General features: G+C 40.2%; 14 protein-coding genes. 11 read left to right on the top strand and 3 right to left on the bottom strand.

The window, feature by feature from the left end:
• A complete protein-coding gene (locus HYN59_RS18185; protein WP_245895728.1) occupies positions 1-1,185 on the top strand; it encodes a type ISP restriction/modification enzyme in 1,185 nt (394 codons plus the stop codon).
• 404 nt (positions 1,186-1,589) lie between these two features.
• On the opposite strand, the gene HYN59_RS15165 is transcribed toward HYN59_RS18185, so the two are convergent.
• From HYN59_RS15165 to HYN59_RS18385, 3 genes are all read right to left on the bottom strand, one after another.
• Positions 1,590-1,931, bottom strand: a complete 342-nt coding sequence (locus HYN59_RS15165; protein ID WP_146185959.1) for a hypothetical protein — start codon at positions 1,929-1,931, stop codon at positions 1,590-1,592.
• Between the two features lie 70 nt (positions 1,932-2,001).
• Positions 2,002-2,304, bottom strand: coding sequence for a hypothetical protein (locus HYN59_RS15170; RefSeq protein WP_108779089.1), 303 nt, complete (start codon positions 2,302-2,304; stop codon positions 2,002-2,004).
• Between the two features lie 104 nt (positions 2,305-2,408).
• Positions 2,409-2,531, bottom strand: coding sequence for a hypothetical protein (locus HYN59_RS18385; RefSeq protein WP_281261171.1), 123 nt, complete (start codon positions 2,529-2,531; stop codon positions 2,409-2,411).
• A gap of 188 nt (positions 2,532-2,719) precedes the next feature.
• On the opposite strand from HYN59_RS18385, the gene HYN59_RS18115 reads away from it, so the two are divergent.
• The 10 genes from HYN59_RS18115 (at position 2,720) to HYN59_RS15220 (ending at position 21,605) form a co-directional block, all read left to right on the top strand.
• Positions 2,720-2,881 (top strand): hypothetical protein, encoded by a 162-nt coding sequence (locus HYN59_RS18115; protein ID WP_181369458.1) that lies wholly within the window; start codon positions 2,720-2,722, stop codon positions 2,879-2,881.
• Positions 2,882-3,384: 503 nt separating this feature from the next.
• Positions 3,385-3,795 carry a hypothetical protein gene (locus tag HYN59_RS15180; RefSeq protein WP_108779090.1) on the top strand — a complete coding sequence of 137 codons (411 nt, stop codon included), beginning with the start codon at positions 3,385-3,387 and terminating at the stop codon, positions 3,793-3,795.
• 729 nt (positions 3,796-4,524) lie between these two features.
• On the top strand, positions 4,525-5,937 hold the full coding sequence (locus HYN59_RS15185; RefSeq protein ID WP_181369459.1) for a LuxR C-terminal-related transcriptional regulator: 1,413 nt from the start codon (positions 4,525-4,527) through the stop codon (positions 5,935-5,937).
• A 409-nt stretch (positions 5,938-6,346) separates the two neighbouring features.
• Positions 6,347-7,561 carry a hypothetical protein gene (locus HYN59_RS15190; RefSeq protein WP_146185962.1) on the top strand — a complete coding sequence of 405 codons (1,215 nt, stop codon included), beginning with the start codon at positions 6,347-6,349 and terminating at the stop codon, positions 7,559-7,561.
• Complete coding sequence (locus HYN59_RS15195; protein ID WP_108779093.1) at positions 7,507-9,696, top strand: T9SS type B sorting domain-containing protein; 2,190 nt, start codon at positions 7,507-7,509, stop codon at positions 9,694-9,696. The genes HYN59_RS15190 and HYN59_RS15195 overlap by 55 nt, the downstream gene beginning before the upstream one ends.
• Positions 9,697-9,756: 60 nt before the next feature.
• Entirely contained in the window at positions 9,757-13,056 is a 3,300-nt protein-coding gene (locus HYN59_RS18390) for an Ig-like domain-containing protein (protein ID WP_108779094.1), read from the top strand.
• Positions 13,057-13,178: 122 nt separating this feature from the next.
• Positions 13,179-14,114: a PorP/SprF family type IX secretion system membrane protein gene (locus tag HYN59_RS15205; protein WP_108779095.1), complete on the top strand. Its 936-nt coding sequence runs from the start codon at positions 13,179-13,181 to the stop codon at positions 14,112-14,114.
• A 21-nt stretch (positions 14,115-14,135) separates the two neighbouring features.
• Positions 14,136-16,004, top strand: a complete 1,869-nt coding sequence (locus HYN59_RS15210) for an OmpA family protein (protein ID WP_108779096.1) — start codon at positions 14,136-14,138, stop codon at positions 16,002-16,004.
• Between the two features lie 313 nt (positions 16,005-16,317).
• A complete protein-coding gene (locus HYN59_RS15215) occupies positions 16,318-17,934 on the top strand; it encodes a T9SS type A sorting domain-containing protein (RefSeq protein WP_108779097.1) in 1,617 nt (538 codons plus the stop codon).
• A gap of 20 nt (positions 17,935-17,954) precedes the next feature.
• Complete coding sequence (locus HYN59_RS15220) at positions 17,955-21,605, top strand: RHS repeat protein (protein ID WP_108779098.1); 3,651 nt, start codon at positions 17,955-17,957, stop codon at positions 21,603-21,605.
• The last annotated feature ends 7 nt before the right edge of the window (positions 21,606-21,612 follow it).

Raw genomic sequence — 21,612 nt, forward strand, 5'->3', positions numbered from 1 at the left:
ATAGCCACTGCAAGAGATAGTTGGGTTTATAATAGCTCTAAAACAGTTATGTCTTCAAGTATGAAGAAGACAATAGATTTTTACAATGAACAACGAATTGATTTTGCAAATCAAAAAAGTTCTGCAACTAAAGATTTTAATACTTATTGTTCAAACGACCCAAAGAAAATAAGTTGGAACGACTCGCTTAAAAATTTATGTGCAAAAAATCAACCTTTGAGTTTTAACGAGACTAATATTATAACTGGAATTTATCGGCCTTATAGCAAATTAAACTTGTACTTTGATAAAAATTTCATACAGCGTCCTTATCAGCAAACAAAACTGTTTGCTGCGAATTTAAAGAACATTGTAATCTGTGTTTCAGGGCTTGGTGGTTCTAAAAATAATTCAATCTATATTTCAAAATACATTCCCGACTTAAATCTGTTAGATGCTGGCACTCAATGTTTCCCTCTCTATTACTATGAAGAAAACAATGCTACGCAAAAAGGCTTGTTTGATAACAATGATGAGCAGCAATTTACCCGCCGCGATGCCATAAGCAATTTTATTTTAAAAAGGGCTGTAGCCCAGTATGGCAAAAACGTAACCAAAGAGGATATTTTTTACTATGTGTATGGCTTTTTGCACAGCAAAGAATACCGCGAAACCTTTGCCAACGACCTTAAAAAGATGTTGCCCCGCCTGCCCCTGGTAGAGGACGTGCGCGACTTTTGGAAATTCAGCAAAGCAGGCCGCCAACTTGCCGATTTGCACCTTAACTATGAGAGCGTACCACCGGCGCCGGGCGTTATAGTGCTGCACAACCCGCTTAGTGTAAAAGACAGTGTGAATGCATTGGGTACTGATGAAGTAAAGTATGTGGATTATGAAGTGCAAAAAATGCGCTACCCTAAAAAAGGGCAAACCGAAACCATTATATACAACAGCCGCATTACAATAGATAATATACCTGCAAAGGCGTATGAGTATGTGGTAAACGGCAAAAGCGCCATCGACTGGATCATGGAGCGTTACCAGGTAACCGTACACAAGGATAGCGGCATTAAAAACGACCCTAACGACTGGGCGCGTGAACACAACAACCCGCGCTACATACTGGATTTGCTGCTAAGTGTTATCAATGTAAGCGTTCAAACGGTTGATATTGTTGAGGGCTTGCCAAAAGTGAGTTTTGAGTAGATTAAACGGCTAATTAATCAGGAATAACAGAAGAGATTCTTAAGACCATTGTAAAAGATAAGGGTTTAGTAAAAAGGCACACTGACCGGGGCTATTACAAACAAGTCACTTTTGCAGAAATTCAAATGATTGGCTTAATCGACAAGGGCAGACATTATGAATTAAAATAGAAAGTGCATGTTTGCTTATGGCTTCTATTTACTTAGTCGGACATAATTTAACTACAAACTGGTTAAGAAAAGAAGAAGTCGTTCAAATTATTATGAAAGAATTACGATCTGCAGGATATGAGTTGCTATATGATTATTCATTATATAACAATTGTTAAATAAAGATGAAGTAATAAAAATTTTACAAGAAGATATTAGATCATATTTAAAAAAAGGGCCTAAATAGGCCTTTTTTTATTTATAAACTTTCCCTTGACATTCCCAATAAAAATTGAGAATCGTATCTTTTTTATGGATACTAAAAACGAGTGATCCTTTTTTCTTAATTATTGTATCTCCTTTTTCTAATAAATCATCATACTGAACCCACCATCTTGCATTATCTTTACATGTACAATCTTCTTTTGTATATAATTGTTTTCCCTTTGCATTTAAATATGGTGATGTAAAAGCAGGCAATCTATCAAATATTAGCAAACATTCTGTTTCCCTTGCGCTTTCTGCGCTTTTTTCACAATTTATATTAGAATTACAAGAGCCTAATATAAAACATATAATAATTATTTTTAACTTCATTACGATTTTTTCTTACATATTCTATCGCACCACTTGCCTTAAACGAAACTCCATTAGATTCGGTTTTACCCTAAACCAAACGTAGGTCCCAAATTAATAGATTTGCTTCAAAGAAAAATCCATTGACAGCAATATTTCCAGATAAACTAATTGCATCGGGTACATATGGCCCATAAGCACCTGCATCCCCAATATTAAAAAGTCCAGTATGTTGAGTAACATTGACTACATTCAAGGCTATACCAGTTTGTGTAGTTCCATCTTCTATATAAAATGTACTCATTCCTCCTTGACGAGTCTCTGCATGAGGACCTACATAATTGAACCCTGTTGGAGTTCTTTCCGGAGACACAGACCCTAATGAGTATACCATTTCATTAGAAAATATACTTCAAATCCAATCATCTGGACCCATCCCATCAGGATCTGTAAAGCGCATTGTATTATTAAAACAATAATTATATGGGCTATGCCTTCTCATCTTCTCATCTTCTCCGCCAGTGGGTCGATATTCATCCACCTACCCAATACCGGGTCATGATTTCTTGCGCCATAGTCGTACCAGTTAAGCCCCAGGTCGTCCTGCAGTTCCTGTACCACCTAAAAAGTTTATTAAACAAATTAAGATGATTAGTAGTATAGCCTTGCCGATTCCTTAGGGTCGATCATATATAGCCAAGCGTGTGCTTTCATGTTCTACACTATCCAACACTGTATATTACAACATTAGGACAACCGGAATTCCTAATGGGAAAACAGTAACATTAAAATTATTTGAAGATGATGGTATGTTACTTAAACCTGATGAAAAGTTCAACGGCAAAGAGCTTACTAAAACAGTTAAAATTAGTGATGGCAAAGCATCCTTCTCATTAACCCTGGATGATAGCTGGGAGAAGAATATAAAGAAAGATGTTGGTTTTGAAATTGAATTTTATTGGGTCGCGTAACACCAGAATATTATTTTTATGGTGAGAAACTTGGCAGTATTTTAAATGTCAGTGGATCCAATAGGTTCCTTTTTTTTAAACCACCTACGAAGACATATAACTTACCGGAACTTTTGACATTCTCAGGAGAGGTTATTGTTTTATGCTCTTGGAGATGCTCTAGAGATTCCAGATGCAGAAGAACAATTAGATGATTGTAAATTTTTTGTTGGGGCCAGGATACTAAAAAATAAAGAAAAATTTAAAAACGTTGAACAAATCAGTCAACGCAATAAAGATGTTTATAACTTAAATAATCTATAATAATAAAACTAAGATGACGGAAATTACCGGGGCTTCAAACTTTGGTTATCTTAATGAATATGTAAAGAAAGGTAAGCCGACAACTAGTAGTGACAAAGAGATATTAAACTTTTTCTCTAATAAAGCAGTTCTAAAAAATGTCCGAAAATTAAGTAAAGGATTATAGACCTACTGGGATCTCGAAGATTTTGCTTAATATCATGTTTACTAATGATTCACACAATGTTCCAATTCCCGGGCCTTGGGGGTGGGCTTCGGAAATGCTGACAAACTATGTTTTTAAGCCTGAATTAGAAAAAGTTATCCAGGATTTAAGAAATGAAGCAATCAGCAAATTTCAAATTACAAAACAATATGGTCTAGAGGCCAGCATTCTTTTCCTGCAATCTCCAGCCGGAGATATAGGCAAGTACCGAAGTCATAGGGTAAGTACACCTATTTTAAAAAAGTTATTAAAAGGCGATTTTCTTACTATGAAGGACGTAATCAGTAGTGACCATTATCCCGATCAGATTAATACAATTATATATCAAGTATTCGATGAGGGTTTTTCAGGTGAAGAATATGCTGTTATAGATTGTATATTCGTTGGTGACAACCTTTTAAAATAATAATTACAATTTAAAGAAAATGGTTAGGGAAAATTTTTATCTTTATATAAAATCAATCGAACTACGGCAACATCTATAGATGATGTTAGGGCACAATAATTAACCGGTTTAAGTGAGCTTGGTATCGATCGGCTTAAACTCTGAAGGCATCATGGCCAGAAAATAGGCGCCTAAACTTTGGCATTAATTAATCTTAGATGCATGAGCATTATAATAGGAATGCTTTTATAAGAAAAGTAATCTGGCATATATCACAATTGAAGTGTAACAGCAATACTAAAAGTGCCGGAAAAACATATTAAAAACCGCAATCATTAATAAATATCTAGATTGCGGTTTTCTTCTTGCTACAATACTGCCGCAGCTTTTGTCCATTGACAAATTGTTTACCATCAGATGTTTTTGCTTATATCTTTCCTCCTATTTTGAGATAATGTCTCTTTGATATTGTACAGCATCATCTTTGATTACCCTGCTATATAAATATATATTTGAAAATATCAGCATTTGTCTCCCCTAGTATTCTACTTAATCATAGTATATGTGGACTCTAAACATTCAATTTAATTAAGTTCCGTTCTTGTTTGTAAATATAATTCATTGTTTAATGATTCATTAAATTTTAAGCTTTCGATTTATGTAATGATATTTATTTTAAATTGCATTAAAAAGTATGTGCGCCCTAAAATGAATAGAATACTCAAAGTATTTGTTTTTATATTTTTTAATTTGACTTCAGTTTTTTCACAGGAAGACAGTTCCGGGCGTATCAAAATATTGCGCGATAAAATTTCTGAAATTAAAAAGCTGGCGACCACCAATCCCGAAGGCGCTTTTTCCCAAATACAGGACTTCTATGAAGAAGCAGAATACGCGGGTTACAAAGAAGGTGAGCTTGCCTCATTAGCACTAAAATGCTGGTATTACACTAATAAAGACTTAAAAAAAGCAATAGCCGCCACCCAGGAATTGCAGCGTAAAGCTGATGCATATGACAGTACTTTTTATAAGGCTGCCGTACATGAATATTATTCTAATATATACCTCGGGAGTGACCTGCCGGAAAAAGCATTGAAGGAAGCCGAAACAGCTTTAAAAATGCTTCAACTGGTGAGGACAGATGATAAGTTCCTCATACAAGATATAATTGCCCGAAAAGCAAATGTCTGTACGGTTGCTGCGGAAGTTTACCTTTTAAAAAAAGAATACAGGAAGGCAGTAAAAGTATTGCTGGAAGCCAACAAGCAAATCAGTGATCTGGATGACACCGAAAAGAAAAGATTTATTTATAAATCTAATTACACAAACTTAGGGGCGGCTTATGTCGAATTTGACCTTGACTCCGCACAATATTATATAAATAAATCAGTTGCATTATCCAATGAAGGAAATTCAGATATTTTCCAGTTTAACAACAGTTTTCTGTTAGGTTACATTTATAAAGAAAGAAAAGAGTATTCTAAAGCGATAATTAACTATAAAATGGCAGAGGAACGTCTTCCATATGTAAACGCTTCGCTCGAAAATACAAATCTTATATATAAGGGACTTGCTGACACTTACACAAGTATCGATAGCTTGAAGCAGGCGAATATATACCTCCAGAAATTGCAAAACAGCTTGTTGGAGAATGAGAAGAACAAAAACAAATCGCTACACAAGATAATTGACAATGAGCTCCTTATGGAGAAGCATAATTCCATTTACATAGGTATCGGTTTTGGGCTGGTATTACTACTTATGTCCGTATACCTAGTGATGCTGCAACGAAAAAATAAGGAACTTAGCAGGCAGGAAAAAGTCAGCGAGGAGTACCTAAAAGAACATTCAGATGTTACAATGGTAGATGAAGCTACGCTTTCCCGTCTTATAGAAATGGTAAAAAATGACGATCAGGCTTTCATGGCTGCGTTTTACAATTGCTTTCCGCTTTTTCTGGAAAAGCTCAGGGACATACATCCGACTATCGTTCCTTCGGAAACCGAATTTTGCGCCCTGCTAAAGCTGAATTTATCTACAAAAGATATTGCCCGCTATAAGAATATAGAGCCAAAATCTGTCCAGAATAAGAAATACCGAATCCGGAAAAAACTCAACGTTCCGGATGATGTCGATATATATTTCTGGTTCAATAAATTTTAGCTGCGCTGTTCAAATCCTTAGTCATTATAATTACGCGAGCCATTTATAGGCTTTGGGGCAGTCTTTAAATTTCATGGAATATTTATAAAAGCCCATTGGTTTTTTAATATTTGTTTTTTGTATTCTTATTTAAAATAACACCAACTATAACTTAATAGTTCGCCGCACTATAAGTCACTTTACCTTCCATTGTACCCAAAATTTTTTATTTAGCCATACTATTTAATCAATAAGTACCTTCCTTGTTTAGCCTTATAATTAACGCTTTATATAAAAATAAAAAGGTGAGGTATAACTGAGGTATTCGTTTTTTATGGCCTTTCGGCATAGTGGTTATTTTTGCAGGACTAACATAACCAAACATCGCAATATTAGTTTACTTATGAAAAAAATTATTACACTATTACTAATGTTTACATGTGTATTTTTAAATGCACAAAATACTGTCCCTACAATTGAATGGGCAAAGACCATAGGATCGGGAATGGATGAGGGCGACGGGAGTTGGGATATCCTGCCATTAGAAGATGGCGGATATATGGTTACCGGCCAACAGTGGCTAGGGGATATAACTTCCGAAGTTGGCCAGCTGGATTATTGGGTGGCAAGGTTAGATGCAGGCGGCGCTATAGTTTGGCAGAAGACCTATGGTGGCAGCCAGTCTGACCAGATAAAAAGAATAGTGAAATCTCCAGATGGAGGATATTTGCTTGCCGGTATCTCACAATCTTCTGATGGCGATGTAGGAGGGCACTACGGACAGGATACGTATCTCGACTGGTGGATTATAAAAATCAATGATAGTGGAGATATTATGTGGCAGAAAAATTTAGGTGGTACAGGAAATGAATATTTATACGATGCAATTGTCACTTCAGATGGTGGCTATATTCTGCTAGGCACATCCGCCTCTAATGATGGCGATGTTATAGGAAACCACAATTTTGCGGGTTTTGCGACAGACGGATGGATAATGAAAGTTAGTGTTGCAGGAGATATAGAATGGCAAAGATGCTACGGAGGGTTTGGAACTACTACTTTAACATCTATACAGCCCACACCGGACGGAGGCTATGTAATTGTAGGAGAAACAGAAGCTTTAGGAGGTGACGTACCACAAACCGCTCATGGACTGCTTGACTCGTGGATGATAAAAACAGATAGCGCAGGTGCCATTCAATGGTCTAAACTTTTTGGCGGAAGCGGGATAGACAGCTTTGTTTCTGTAAAGCTCACGGAAAGCGGAAATTATATCACTGCTGGATTTACTGATTCCAATGACGGGGATATCAGCTTTAACCATACAGCCCCGGGCAGCTGGAAACTTAGAGATGTATGGGTAGTTGAACTGGATGGAGATGGTAATATAGTTTGGGAAAAGACATATGGCGGAACAGGGAATGAAGCAGCATACCAAATACTCCTTACAGCTGACTGCGGATATGCTTTAGGAGGGTTTTATCTTTATGATTCTTTCGAAGGACAACCCAACAGGTCAGACCCCCTGGCCTCAACACTGGTACCAAGTGATGGTTTTCTGATGCGGATAGGGCTGGATGGTGAACTAGCATGGGTAAAAACGATGGGGGATATCAAAATGATAAAATATGGAACTTTGCCTTAACGCCGGATGGCGGCTTTATTATGGTTGGAGACACAAATTCCGCAAATGGGGACGCCATAGGCAACAATTCTTTCTATGGCTATTACGAGCTATGGCCGGGATATTCAGAATGGTTTGGCACGTTTGACAATTGGATCATAAAATTAGGCCCTGATTGCGAAGTACCCCAATTAACCACAGCTACTTCTGTTGATACATGCATTGGCGGGGATGTAACACTTACCGTAGCGACTACGGGGCAAAAAATAAACTGGTATGTCAGTGCGGATGCCATAACGCCTGTTTTTACAGGTGCTGAGCTTGTGCTTACTAATATCACTGCAGACACTTCCTATTGGGTAGAGGTTTCTAATTGCCGCTGTATTTCACCAAGGGTAAAGGTTGCTGTAACTGTAAACCCAATTCCTGTAGTAACAGTAAACGATACCGCAGTTTGCGCCGGAAATACCGCTATGCTCACAGCGGCTTCGGCAGGTAATACTATAAACTGGTACAGCAGCGAAACTGCTACAGCGGTACTATTTACAGGAGAAGAATATAGTACACCAGAGCTTTTTGCCACAACAAGCTACTGGGCAGAGGCTGTTTCTCCAGAAGGTTGCACCTCTCAAAGAGTTGAAACAAGTGCTGTAGTAAATGCAGTGCCACTTATAACTGTACAGGATACCATGTCTTGTTTAGGCAATACAGCTGTAATAACCGCAATATCAGAAGGGAATACAATAAATTGGTATAATAGCGCAACTTCAACCGAAATACTGTATACAGGGTCAGAATTTACTACGCCCATACTTTCTACAACTACAAACTATTGGGTTGAGGCAGTATCTCCGCAAGGTTGCGTGTCGGCGCGAACAGAAGTTGCTGTCACCGTAAACACATTACCACTGCTAACGGTAGCTGATACCGTCATAACTATATGCGAAGGCACCCCGGCAGTACTTTCGGCGGCATCGGCAGGGAATACAATAAACTGGTACGGAAGCGAAACAGCAACGCAACCCCTTGCTACGGGAAACGAATTTATAGTTACAGGGCTTTCGGTAAACAGAAGCTATTGGGCAGAAGCTATATCTCCTGAAGGTTGTGCTTCTGCAAAGGCAGAAATTATGGTTGAAGTAAATGCACTACCAACAATAAGTGCTCAGGGTGCGGCAGTTTGTGAGGGGTCAATAGCAACACTTACGGCCTTTTCTGCAGGAAACACCATAAACTGGTATATCGCCCAAAACGATACAGCGATACTATTCTCCGGTACAGAATTTATTACACCGCCACTCCAGGAATCAACAAGCTACTGGATAGAAGCCATATCGCCAGAAGGATGTGCAACAGCTAGGACGCAGGTCACCGTAACTGTAACGGCCCTGCCAGTGATTACGGCATCAAATACTGATTTTAGTATTTGTTCAGGTACTACAGCCCTGCTTTCCGCAACTGCAAATGGCAGCAACATTATAGCTTGGTTTGATAGTGAGACGGCTACAACGCCAATTGCCACAGGCACAGACTATATAACACCCGTGCTTACTGAAGAAGCATCTTATTGGGCATCGGCATACAATCAGCAAACACAATGTTTTTCAGGTAAAGTACGATTTACGGTGTCAGTTAATAATAATGTTGTACCTGTAGTCACATTTAGCTACCAGCAGAGTTCTTATTGCTATTCTTCAAATGATCCTTCACCTGTACTGGCCGCAGGATTTACGCAAGGTGGCACATTCAGTTCAGCAGAAGGCCTCGCAATAGACGCCGCTACAGGCAGTATAACAATACGCGACAGCCAGCCGGGTGACTATCTGGTTGTTTATCAGGTAAGCAATCCCGACATCTGTTTGGATTATGGGAGATTTGAGGCCCATGTAGCTATAGAGTCATGCGATGTCGTCCAGCGAGGCATATCGCCCAACGGGGATCAGTTTAATCATTATTTTGACCTTACAGGTATGGGAGTAATGAAACTTTCCATCTTTAACCGCTACGGAGTCGAAGTATATAATGCCTCAAACTATGTGAAAGAATGGCAGGGACAGGATAATAAGGGCAATGAACTACCTACCGGTACCTATTTTTACGCGATCACTAAAAATAATGGCGGGCAGCTAACAGGGTGGGTGTATATAAATAGGTAATATTGAAAATAACTACTACAGGGACAACTCAATTGGAAATTTAAAATCATTATTAAAACAATGCATAAAGCCTTATATACAGTAGTATCCTTTGTTTTATTACTTTGTGCCTCTGATGCCGTTTATGGACAGCAGCAAACAGCGCATTGGTTTTTTGGGAAAAATGCCGGACTGGACTTTATAGCGGGAGCACCCATTGTTAATACTAGCGGTCAAACAGATGCGAATGAAGGAACTGCAAGTTTTTCGGATGAATTTGGGAATTTGCTTTTTTATACAGACGGGACTAATGTGTTTACACGCAACCATACTATCATGCCAAATGGTACAGGGCTAAACGGGCATTTGTCTAGTACCCAGTCTTGCATCATAATACCGGCTCCTGGTAGCGCAAATCTGTACTATATTTTCACTACCGATGCGCTTGAGCGTTTTTTAGAAATACCCTTAGGATCACAATCAAAAGGGTTGAATTATAGTGTCGTAGATATGTCTATTGGAGTTGATGGAGAGGTAACTGTCAAAAATATTCCATTACCTGTAGGCGGCTTCCAAAGATGTAATGAACAGCTTACTGCCGTTGCAAAAGCAGACTGTTCCGGTTACTGGGTAATTACCAGTTATCTGGGGAAATTCTATTCATTTTCCGTAACGTCTGATGGAGTTAATCCAGATCCTGTAGTATCTGTTGGAGGTCCTAATTCTATTCTTCCCGGCGCCGGATACCTTAGGGCTTCGCATGATGGTAAAAAAATAGCATATACTTCAATTACTGAAAGCGGCGGGCTTAGGGTGTATGATTTCAATAATGAGAATGGCATTTTGAGCAATGAGAACATATTATTTATGCTGCCAAGGCAATATTATGGTGTGGAATTCTCTCCTAATAATACCATCCTGTATGCATCTACTGCCAATAACCTGCTACAGTATGATCTTTCTGCTACACCTGCAAATTCTGAAGTTATACTGGCAACAAACAATGCTAATATGATGGGAGCCTTACAATTGGGACCTAATAATAAGATTTATTACGCTGATGTAGAGCAATACACTATTAACGACCACCTTTCCGTGATCAATGATCCGGATAATTTTGGGAATCCCGGCTATGTACCGGATGCTATATCGTTGGGTACAAAGCGTGTTTTTGGGCTTCCCAACTTTATTCCTTATCTGTACCATGTAAAGCTTTTTATTAATAATAACGATATTGTAACCCAAGCCTGTGAGGGGGCACCTTTGGCTTTTAGCTACTGCCATGTAAACCGAGGCAATGTCTCATCTACCATATTATGGAATTTTGGTGATGGGAGTACAACAACGGATGAAGCGCCGGAACATATCTATACGGCCGCCGGAACATACACTGTAACCCTAAACGTAACGATAGGTGGCAGAGCCTATGCATCTGCAACGCAAATTACCGTTATTGCTGCTCCTGTAGCGCAAAATGCAGAGCAGAATATATGTATCCCGCAGGGAGCAGCACATACTTTTAACCTTTCACAGAGTTATCCGCAGATTAACCCAGGAAATGAAAATGTAACTATTACTTTTCATCCTACGGAACAGAAGGCGAAAGATAACGAAGATGCACTGCCTCTTGATTTTTCAACGACTGTATCTAAAACTTTGTGGATAAGGATCGAAAGTACCCTGGGATGCTATACAGTCAGGAGAATGCAGTTAACAGTTAACCAAATACCGTCGTTCAGTACACAATATAACGTGGCAATATGTAGTGGGAATACAGCGGTATTGCAGGTAACTGCACAATCATCCGACACTATAAACTGGTATTATGCACAAAATTCGACGACACCTCTGTTTACAGGGAATAATTATGAAACCCCTGCACTTACTGCAAATACAAGCTATTGGGTTGAAACTGTATCAACGGCAGGCTGCCTTTCCGGCAGGGTAAAGATTACTGTAACAGTTAATTCATCTTCAGTATCAATTCAAAATGCGGTTACCTGTTCCGGCAATACGGCTACTTTATTAGCATCCTCCCCTAGCAATACTATAAATTGGTACGATAGTGCCGTCGCGGTAGTGCCCGTTGCAACAGGAGGGCAATTTACAACTCCTATACTCACATCAGATACAAGCTATTGGGTAGAAGCCTTAACAGATACAGGATGCCGTTCCGAAAGGATGCAGGTTAATATTACAGTTAATGCAGTACCTGCATTGGTTGTCGCAAGTGCTGATTCAATATGTCCGGGCAAAACGGTGCTTACCGCAACTACAACTACGGGAGATACAATAAATTGGTATGCTAGCGAATCGGCTGCAATCCCTGTTGCAACAGGAATAGCATTCACAACTCCTGAACTTACTTCAACAACAAGCTATTGGGCAGAAGCAGTATCTTCTTTAGGTTGTAGGTCAGCCAGGGTCAAAGTCTCCGTAAATGTTTATCCTCTTCCTATCGTAACGATATCACATGCCAATTTAGAAATTTGCGAAGGAACATCAGTGGCGCTTGATGCTACATCGCCCGGTAATATTATAAATTGGTACGATAGCGCTGTGGCAACTACACCATTATATACAGGGAAAACATTTACCACCCCGGTTCTCTCGGGAGATAATATCTACTGGGCAGAGGCGGTGAGCCCTCAGGGATGTATTTCGTCAAGGGTTGAGGTTAATGTGACTGTAACTTCATGGAAGACTCCTGTTTTTGATATATTGCAGGAATATTGTAAAGATGCACAGCCGGAATTATTACCACCGGTTTCGGTGAATGGTATAAGGGGAAGCTGGAGCTCGCCCGCGATCAGCACTGATACATCCGGGATGCAATCCTATACTTTTACGCCTGATCCGGGGCAGTGTACAAGCGGGCCGGTCGTAATCAACATTGAAGTATTTGAAAGTATAATGCCTGAATTCAAAATTGAAACGCACTATTTTTTCGATGAAAGACCAAAATTTTTTCCTAATGTATCCAACAATGGCGTGAAAGGTATCTGGAGTGAAACAGCCAGTAGTGGAGGTTCACTGTTTGGAAGTAAGACCTACACATTTACACCTGATCCGGGACAGTGTGCCGGAGATTTCTCAACAACGATAAAATTTATTGACTATCCCCGATTCTTTAGTCCAAATGGCGACGGGCATCATGACCTGTGGAATATTTGGGGTTTCGAACGTGAAAATAAAGCCTCGATCAATATTTTCGACCGTTATGGAAAACTGATAAAACAATTCGACCCTTTGAGAGAGGGATGGGACGGTACGTATAATGGCTATACGCTTCCCGCAACCGACTATTGGTTTATGGTAACATTTACAGTTGACGGAGTAAACAACAATGAGTTCAAAGCACATTTCTCGCTTCTGCGTTAGATATGGAGAAAAAAAATGTAATATGCGGGCCGCACAAACGATCACTTTATAGTTTAGTAGTTTAGGTAATTTAAGATCTTGGCGGCCGGTATTACCACTAACCTAAATTTAGAGAAACACACATGAAGAAATTTTACCTTGCAGCATTATTAGCTCTTGGAGGACTGCTGGATGCCAATGCCCAGCAGGATCCGCACTACACGCAGTACATGTACAACATGAACGTGATCAACCCTGCCTATGCGGGCTCGAAGGAAAACCTTGCCTTTGGGTTATTGTACCGCAAGCAGTGGGTAGATATCCAGGACTCCCCGAGCACGGGCACCTTTTCGGGCCACAGCCCTGTTGGCAAGAATGTAGGCCTTGGCTTATCGGCCATAGTGGACCAGATTGGCCCTGTGCAGGAGACCAACGTTTATGCCGACTTCTCCTACACCCTTAAATTAGGCGGCGAGCACAGGCTTGCCCTGGGCTTAAAAGCCGGTGCTACCATGCACAATGTCGGCCTTTATGACGATATCGGCAATGGCTATGTGCCGGACCCGAATGACCCTGCCTTCCAGGAGAACGTTAACAATACCTACCTGAACATCGGTACAGGTGTTTTCTACTATACCCAGAAATACTACCTTGCCTTCTCGGTACCGAACATGCTCAAGAGCAAGCACCTTGATGTGACCAACAACGGTACGTCTTACCAGTTCGGATCGGAAGTATCGCATTACTTCTTAACGGGAGGTTATGTATTTGACCTTACCGATAACCTGAAGATGAAGCCAACCTTCATGATCAAGTCGGCCTTTGGGGTAGACCCATCGATCGACGGCTCACTGAACTTTTTGTTCTTCAACAAATTTGAGATAGGCGCAACCTACCGCCTTGACGATTCTTACGGCGGGATGGTGAACTATGCCATTACCCCTAACCTCAGGATCGGCTATGCGTACGACCACATCGTATCAGACCTTAAAGTATCGACCCCTGCCTCGCACGAGATCATGCTTTTGTTTGATGTGAACTTCCCGAAGAAAGTATCCCGTTCCCCACGTTATTTCTAACCTAAAAGCGACATAAGAAAAATGAAGAAAATATATATTACACTTAGTTTTATGCTCGCCACCATGGCAGTAACGGCACAGGATAACAAGGACCTTGAGGCGGCCGACAAGCTCTATGCGCGCTATGAATATGTAGATGCGGCAAAAGCTTACGAAAAGCTGGACAAGAAAGACCCTTACGTATACGCCCAAATAGCCGACAGCTACTACAATGTATTCAACAGCAAGGAAGCGGTAAAATGGTACCCTAAAGCCATAGAAGGCAGCACCGATGCCGAGATCTACTGGCGCTATGCCCAGATGCTCAAGGCCGAAGGCAAATATGAGGAGGCCAACGCACAGATGCAGAAATTTGCATCGATGGCCCCTGGTGATACAAGGGCAGTAGAATTTAAGAAAGACCCGAACTACCTTCCTAAATTAAGGAACCAGGCCAAATTGTTCGATGAGAAAGTGCTTGACATCAACGATAAGAAATACGGCTCTTTCGGGGCAGTGCTTTCGGATGACAACACGCTGTACTTTACCAGCGCAAGGAATACCTCACGCAGGAACTACGGATGGAGCGAAGAGCCATTCCTTGATATGTACACGGCAACCTACAATGCCAACGGTACCTACAGCGAGCCGGCATTGCTTCCTGAGGTGAACAGCCGCTACCATGACGGCCCGGCCTCTGTAACCGCCGACGGCAACACGATGTACTTCTCGAGCGAGAGCTTCAAGGAGCGCAAAGAGTACGAGAGGGACAGGGAAAACAACCTGAAGCTTGGCCAGGTATGGCTTTTCAGGGCAAAAAAAGTAAACGGCAAATGGGGCGATATCGAACCGGTACCGTTCAACAATAAAATGTGGTCGACAGGCAACCCTGCCATCAGCAAGGACGGTAAGACATTGTACTTTTCTTCCGACAGGGAAGGCACTATGGGAGGCAACGACATCTGGAAAGTAGAAGTGAACGGCGACAGCTACGGCGAGCCGGTAAACCTTGGGCCAAAAGTGAACACCACAGGAAGGGAAAGCTTCCCGTTCATCACCGATGACAACAAGCTGTACTTCTCCTCCGATGGCCACAAAGGCTTCGGATCATTAGACGTGTTCATGATCGACCTTAACAAAGGCACCGATGCCATCAACGTAGGAGCCCCTGTAAACGGCCCTAAAGATGACTTCGCCTTTACCTTCAACACCAAGAACAATATTGGTTTCTTCTCCTCAAACCGTGACGGCTTTGACAAGATCTACAGCGCGACACCATTATGCGCGGTAGAAGCCATCGTACAGGTAAGGGACAAAAAGACGCTTCAGGCGCTTCCGGGAGCCAAAGTGGCGATACTTGACGAGAAGAACAACGTGATCGAGACCAGGACAGCCGATGCCAAAGGTATGGTAACCTACACTGTAGACTGCAACAGGGCTTACGGGCTTCAGGGCAGCATGGAAAAATACAGCAACGGCACAGCCAAGGTACCTGCAGGCAAAGGGCCGCAGGCTAACGTAAACCTTGACCTTGATCCGATCGTTGTAGTTCCGGACCAGCCGGTGATTGTGCTTGATGATGTATTCTTTGAATTCAACAAGAGCAACATCACTAAAGAAGGCGCTTTTGTACTGGATAACTTAGTAGAGACAATGAAAAAATACCCTGAGCTTGTGATCATGGTAAAATCGCATACCGATAACCGCGGCAGCGATAAATACAACATGGCGCTGTCTAACCGCAGGGCGAAATCTACGGTACAGTATGTAATCTCCAAAGGCATAGCCAAGGCGCGCATCTCGGGCGAAGGCTATGGCGAGAGCCAGCCTAAGGTGGACTGCGGTGCTAACTGCACAGAAGAGCAGTATGCACAAAACCGCCGTTCAGAGTTCATTATCGTAAAGAAATAGTACTCAACAAACCAATCAATACCCTAAAAGCGGTTCCGGAAGGAACCGCTTTAAATTTAAATATTTCTACTTATCAACACATGGGATTAATAGTTGAACTCTAAAAAACTTAACAATCATGCGATCTAATAGCAACTAAGAACTAACAAATGAGCCATTAACGATTTTTATTACTTCTCGTCCGAACTTTTTAAGCTCTAAAAATATCATTAAATTAATTGAAACATTACAAAAACTATCCATTATATAAAATAACATCAATACTTTTGCAAAACTTTTTTCGTTAATAATCTATTAACAAAACCAACCAATTATGAATAAACCACACTCTCTCTATTTATTAGGGATTATTTTCTTTTGTTCAGCCTGCCTTAACGCCCAGGACCTTCTTTGGGAAAAATCCTATGGCGGCAAACACGCCGATTATTTACTTGATGCACAGTCTACTGCCGATTATGGCTTTATCCTCGCCGGCACGTCGCTATCACAAAAATCAGGGAATAAAACCGAAGATAGCCAGGGCGACCTGGATTACTGGATTTGGAAAATGGATGAGAATGGTGAGCTTGACTGGCAGAAAAACCTCGGCGGCACAGGTGCCGATATCCTCTATAGCATCCGCAATACCAATGATGGCGGCTTTATTTTGGGAGGCACTTCCGACTCACAGCCGGGAATCCACAAAAAAGATTCCTGCCGCGGCAAAGAAGATTTCTGGATCGTAAAGCTTAATGCCAAAGGAGGTGAAGAATGGCAGCGTACTATCGGCGGAAGTGGCCAGGAGATTCTTAAAAGCATCGTTCCAACTAAAGATGGCGGCTACATCCTTGGTGGTTCATCGGCATCAAATATTAGTAGAAAAATCCTCAAAGGCGCTGCCGATCCATTTGATAAATCGGATAAATGCCGGGGAAATATGGATTTCTGGATAGTAAAGCTCAACGAAAAAGGAGAGGTGAAATGGCAGCGCACCCTTGGCGGCAAATATGCCGATATGCTGGAGAGTATCGAGCAGACCAAAGATGGCGGTTTTATCATTGGCGGCTACTCCAACTCCCCGTCCTCAAAGGATAAATCCGAAGAAGGCTATGGTGCAGGCGACTATTGGATCATAAAGCTCGACAAAGATGGCAGGACGGAATGGGAAAAAGTATTTGGAGGTGAAGAGGACGATCACCTTTATACCATAAAGCAGACACAGGATGGCGGCTATATCCTGGGAGGGAATTCCGCTTCGGCTACTTCGGGCAATAAAAGCAGGTCCAACAAAAAAGGTACTGACATTTGGCTTGTGAGGCTAGATGAGAATGCCGAAATACTCTGGCAGGAAACTTACAATACAGGAAACGTAGACGTGCTTACCTCACTTATTGAAAACAATGACGGTACATTCCTTTTAGGGGGCTATGCCCAGACAGAGGTCATGGGGGAAAAGAAAGCCGATAAAAAAGAGATCAACGATTATATCGCCATCAAGATCGCTGCCGATGGAGATGAGCTATGGAAGAAAGCTGTAGGGAGCAATGGTGAGGATATCCTTCGGAAACTCATAGAAACCCGCGATGGCGGCTACCTGCTTGCAGGGACCTCAAAAGGCGATGTATCCCGCGACCGTAAGAGCGGGCAGGGCAGCAATGATTTCTGGGTGGTAAAGCTAAAGGATAAGGACAAAAAGAAAAAAGAAGAAAAAAGGGCACAGCTTGAAGCCATACCCAACCCTACACAACAATATACCAATGTGATCGTAGGGTTTGAATACAATACCGGCACGGCTACCGTAGTCGACCTATCCGGTCACGTACTACAAACCTTTGCAGTGACCGACAGGACTATCCCTGTAGACCTCGGGAGCTATGCCGATGGCTTATACATCATCGAAATAAGCACCAATGCCGGGACTGGCTCGGTGAAAGTAATGAAAGGAAATTAATCATCATTTTTTTAAGTCAAATGAACAGTAAAACATATTTCGCCATAGCGTTGGCCTTTATTGCCAATAGTTTTGCCTTTGCACAGGCGGTCCAGGATCATGAAGATTATTTTAAAAAAGCCCTATATAAAGCAAAAACTCCGGAAGCATGGGAATTTACCGATTTTTCCAATGAAGGAAATGTTGATATATCTACAGGAAAATTTGGAATAACTATTCCTTTTACTACAATTGAAAGCGATAATTTTTCATTACCCATTCAGCTTTCTTATTCAACAGGTGGGATAAAGCTTGGAGATAACGCTTCAGAAGTAGGTATGGGATGGAACCTTGTGGCAGGTGGCTCTGTAACACGAATATTAAATGGTACTCCTGACGATGTGATGGTTCAGTATCACGACGGCATAGAAGGTGGAAGATATGGCCTATATAATTTATATACAGGTAAAATCGCACCCGAAATCGCAGATACACAATATTCGTTTCCCAGAAAGCTAAACAGTTTAGTCACAAAATATTTTCGTGGCTCAGCTACTGTAGGTTATCAGGACTACTATTCTGCTAATTTCCCTACACCTTATGCTGTCGATTATATGAGTGTGTTACCTAGCGATTATCTAATAACTTCCATTTTGCAGATGCAGACGCATACAACAAATGCGGAAAATAAGAGGGATGTTTTTCATGTTTCTGTAGGTGATCTGAATTTCAATTTTATTTTGAAATTAAAAGATTATTATATAGAACATGGTTACTATGGAAATACAGTACTTTTTCAGGATTCTAACGGGAATCTTCTATATGAAGCGATTCCCTTAGATGATAAGGATATAAAGATTGACATTATTTACGGTAATATTCCTGATTACTGGTACGAATGGAGTGATTTTACGTCGACTGCAGAGCGATCAAAAACAATTGCTGATATTGGAATTAAAGGCTTTACAATAACAAACAAAAATGGTATTATTTATCATTTTGAAAATTATACATTCACAGAACCTGAATATATAAAAACGTTTTTAGACCATGGTTCAGGCGCTCCCAATTATCAGAGGACTATCGAGTATGTGTTACAGGATGTGCAAATAAACAACTGGGAACTTACAAAAATAACTAGCTTACCTAATGGCGATGAGATATATTTTGATTATATAAAACAAAGAGTTTCTGAAGAAAAGCTTGTGCCAAGGCAGCATGATGGAGAATATACGGGTCATCCGTACAATCTAAGGCCGCAAAAACCCTCATACGCCATTGAAAAAGTCGATTTAGGCCGCGAAAAACTTTATTTGGATAAAATTAGAACAAAAAACTATTCAAACCTTAGTACAGTAAAATTCAATTACAATAATGATTTAAGGACAGATTTGGAAAATGCCAGGAGTTTGAGCAGTTTACAGCTGTTTGATCATAATAATTTGCTGATAAAGGAGTTTGATCTTGAGCATCAATATTATGGTGCATCAACATCCAATAATTATGAGACCACAAGGCTATACCTGAAAAAGATTGTAGAAAAAAGTATTCAAAGCAGATCGCCTATAGTTTACGATAGCACTAAAGACATTGAATACTCATTTGATTATTATAGTCCCGGCAGCCTTCCGGGGAAAAATGCTGTAGGCTTTGAAGACATATATGGATATTACCTTGGCAATACCGTCGAAAATACGTACCCGCCTTTTCCAAAGCTATATGTAAGCCTGGCTCTTGAAGGAGATAAAATATCTTATTACCCCTTAATGAACAGTGACGCATTTGTATTTAACGGGGCTGAGAGAAGGCCAAATCAAAATACTGTATATTATGGCACACTTAAGAGTATTATATTTCCAACAAAAGGGAGCTTGGAGGTAAATTATGAAGCCAATAAATTTTATAATGCATATACAACAGATCTCAATGTGAATGGCCCTGGCTGCAGGGTCAAGGAATTAAAATATTATGATGAATCACATAACCTTGCAAAAATGAAACGATATGGCTATACAACTTTTAATAATACTACCATATCAAGCGGTCAGCTCATGCATAAGCCCTCTTTCGCCTTTATCTCGAATTATGCTATTGATAATGCCCAAGATTTGGCTGTGGAACAAACACACACTTATTATACATCTGAATTAGGGTTTAATATATTTCTAAAATACACAAAATCAGCAGAACAACTTAATTTTGAAGGAACTACTGATACTTATGATAAATTAAGAAAGTTGATCACCACTTCAACACATACACTCGGGCCTCAAACTGATTTTTTTGGCAGGGAAATCCTATATACTAATGTAACAGAAGAAAATGTTTCAAATATTGCCAATACTACCAATGGGAAAACAAAATATTATAATTACTATACCGATAACAGGCCTGAAGTAAATGTTGTAAGTGGACCTACGGACGATCCTACATACATCCCTCCAGGGTCAAAATATGTATATAAAGATTTCTATCAAGATCAAAGGCCATGGTGTTGCGATGCATATTATACTTCTGATATACAAGGCTATACAAAAGTCAAATATGGTTATATTGAAAAAAAAGGAAAAGATATTTATCCTTTCCCCGCACGGAATTATTTTGGAAATCATGAGGCCCTTAAAATAGGAAAAACGTATAAAATAGAGTATTTAGATAATAATAATAATAAATTACAAGAGAAAAATTATACTTATACGTTATTAAGAAATTCAACGTATAAAACATTGAATTTTGACTTGGGTTACCTTGATACTTTTTATTATAGCACGTCACAAGGTCCAAACTTACGGCTGGAATACTTTAACGATTCCGGATCTCCCCTTTTACAAGGAAATGCAGGGCTATATTTTTATGCAATCGACGAACTTTATACCAACCAGAAGCTTGTGCTTGAAAAAGAGGAGGTTATCAATTATTCTGTAAACAGCAATCTAAATACATCAACAGAATATGAATATAATGAGAAGTTTTTGACCAGCAAAACGAAAGGAACCAATTCACTTGGTGATTTAACGGAAAACAGGTTTTATTATCCTTTCAACCTTTATAATGATGAATCCCAACCTACCGTCATTACGCAAATGCAGGAGCTTAATAGAATTTCAGATGTGTTGAAACAAGAATCCTATGTAAATGGAATCTTGACCAATTCAATACTGAAAACCTTCAGACTGAATGGGCTATTTCTTCTTGATAAGGTTTATACGAGAAAAGGTACAGAATATAATGGAGCAGATGCAAATCCCTATGATATATATTCATCGTTTGACAAATATGATAGCAGGGGAAACATCTGGCAATATACATTACGTGATGGAACTCCTGTGAATCTTATTTGGGGATATAAGCAACAATACCCTATAGCTAAAATTGAAAATTGCAATTGTTCATCCATTCCCGATGAGATCATTAGCAATCTGGACCTGCTTAGCAGATATGATAACGATAACTGTTTTACAGGAAATTGTAACGAACAAGAATTACGTGATGCATTAAATGCATTACGCGCAGCATTGCCTGAAGCCATGGTCACTACCTACACTTATGACCCCATGATAGGTATGACAAGTATTACCGACCCTAAAGGCTATACAACCTATTATGAATACGATGCTTTCGGTAGGCTAGCCGCTGTCAGGGATAAAGATGGTAACCTTATTTCTGAAAACGAATACAATTTCAGGCCGTAATGAAAAA

Source organism: Flavobacterium album (genome assembly GCF_003096035.1).
In the GTDB taxonomy this organism is placed as follows: Bacteria; Bacteroidota; Bacteroidia; order Flavobacteriales; family Flavobacteriaceae; genus Flavobacterium; species Flavobacterium album.

Bases quoted from the DNA above. Each gene is read 5' to 3' on its own strand.
- HYN59_RS15165 (WP_146185959.1), bottom strand. From the start codon at position 1,931: ATGAAGTTAAAAATAATTATTATATGTTTTATATTAGGCTCTTGTAAT.
- HYN59_RS15170 (WP_108779089.1), bottom strand. From the start codon at position 2,304: ATGGTATACTCATTAGGGTCTGTGTCTCCGGAAAGAACTCCAACAGGG.
- HYN59_RS18115 (WP_181369458.1), top strand. From the start codon at position 2,720: ATGTTACTTAAACCTGATGAAAAGTTCAACGGCAAAGAGCTTACTAAA.
- HYN59_RS15180 (WP_108779090.1), top strand. From the start codon at position 3,385: ATGTTTACTAATGATTCACACAATGTTCCAATTCCCGGGCCTTGGGGG.
- HYN59_RS15190 (WP_146185962.1), top strand. From the start codon at position 6,347: ATGTTTACATGTGTATTTTTAAATGCACAAAATACTGTCCCTACAATT.
- HYN59_RS15195 (WP_108779093.1), top strand. From the start codon at position 7,507: ATGGGTAAAAACGATGGGGGATATCAAAATGATAAAATATGGAACTTT.
- HYN59_RS18390 (WP_108779094.1), top strand. From the start codon at position 9,757: ATGCATAAAGCCTTATATACAGTAGTATCCTTTGTTTTATTACTTTGT.
- HYN59_RS15205 (WP_108779095.1), top strand. From the start codon at position 13,179: ATGAAGAAATTTTACCTTGCAGCATTATTAGCTCTTGGAGGACTGCTG.
- HYN59_RS15210 (WP_108779096.1), top strand. From the start codon at position 14,136: ATGAAGAAAATATATATTACACTTAGTTTTATGCTCGCCACCATGGCA.
- HYN59_RS15215 (WP_108779097.1), top strand. From the start codon at position 16,318: ATGAATAAACCACACTCTCTCTATTTATTAGGGATTATTTTCTTTTGT.
- HYN59_RS15220 (WP_108779098.1), top strand. From the start codon at position 17,955: ATGAACAGTAAAACATATTTCGCCATAGCGTTGGCCTTTATTGCCAAT.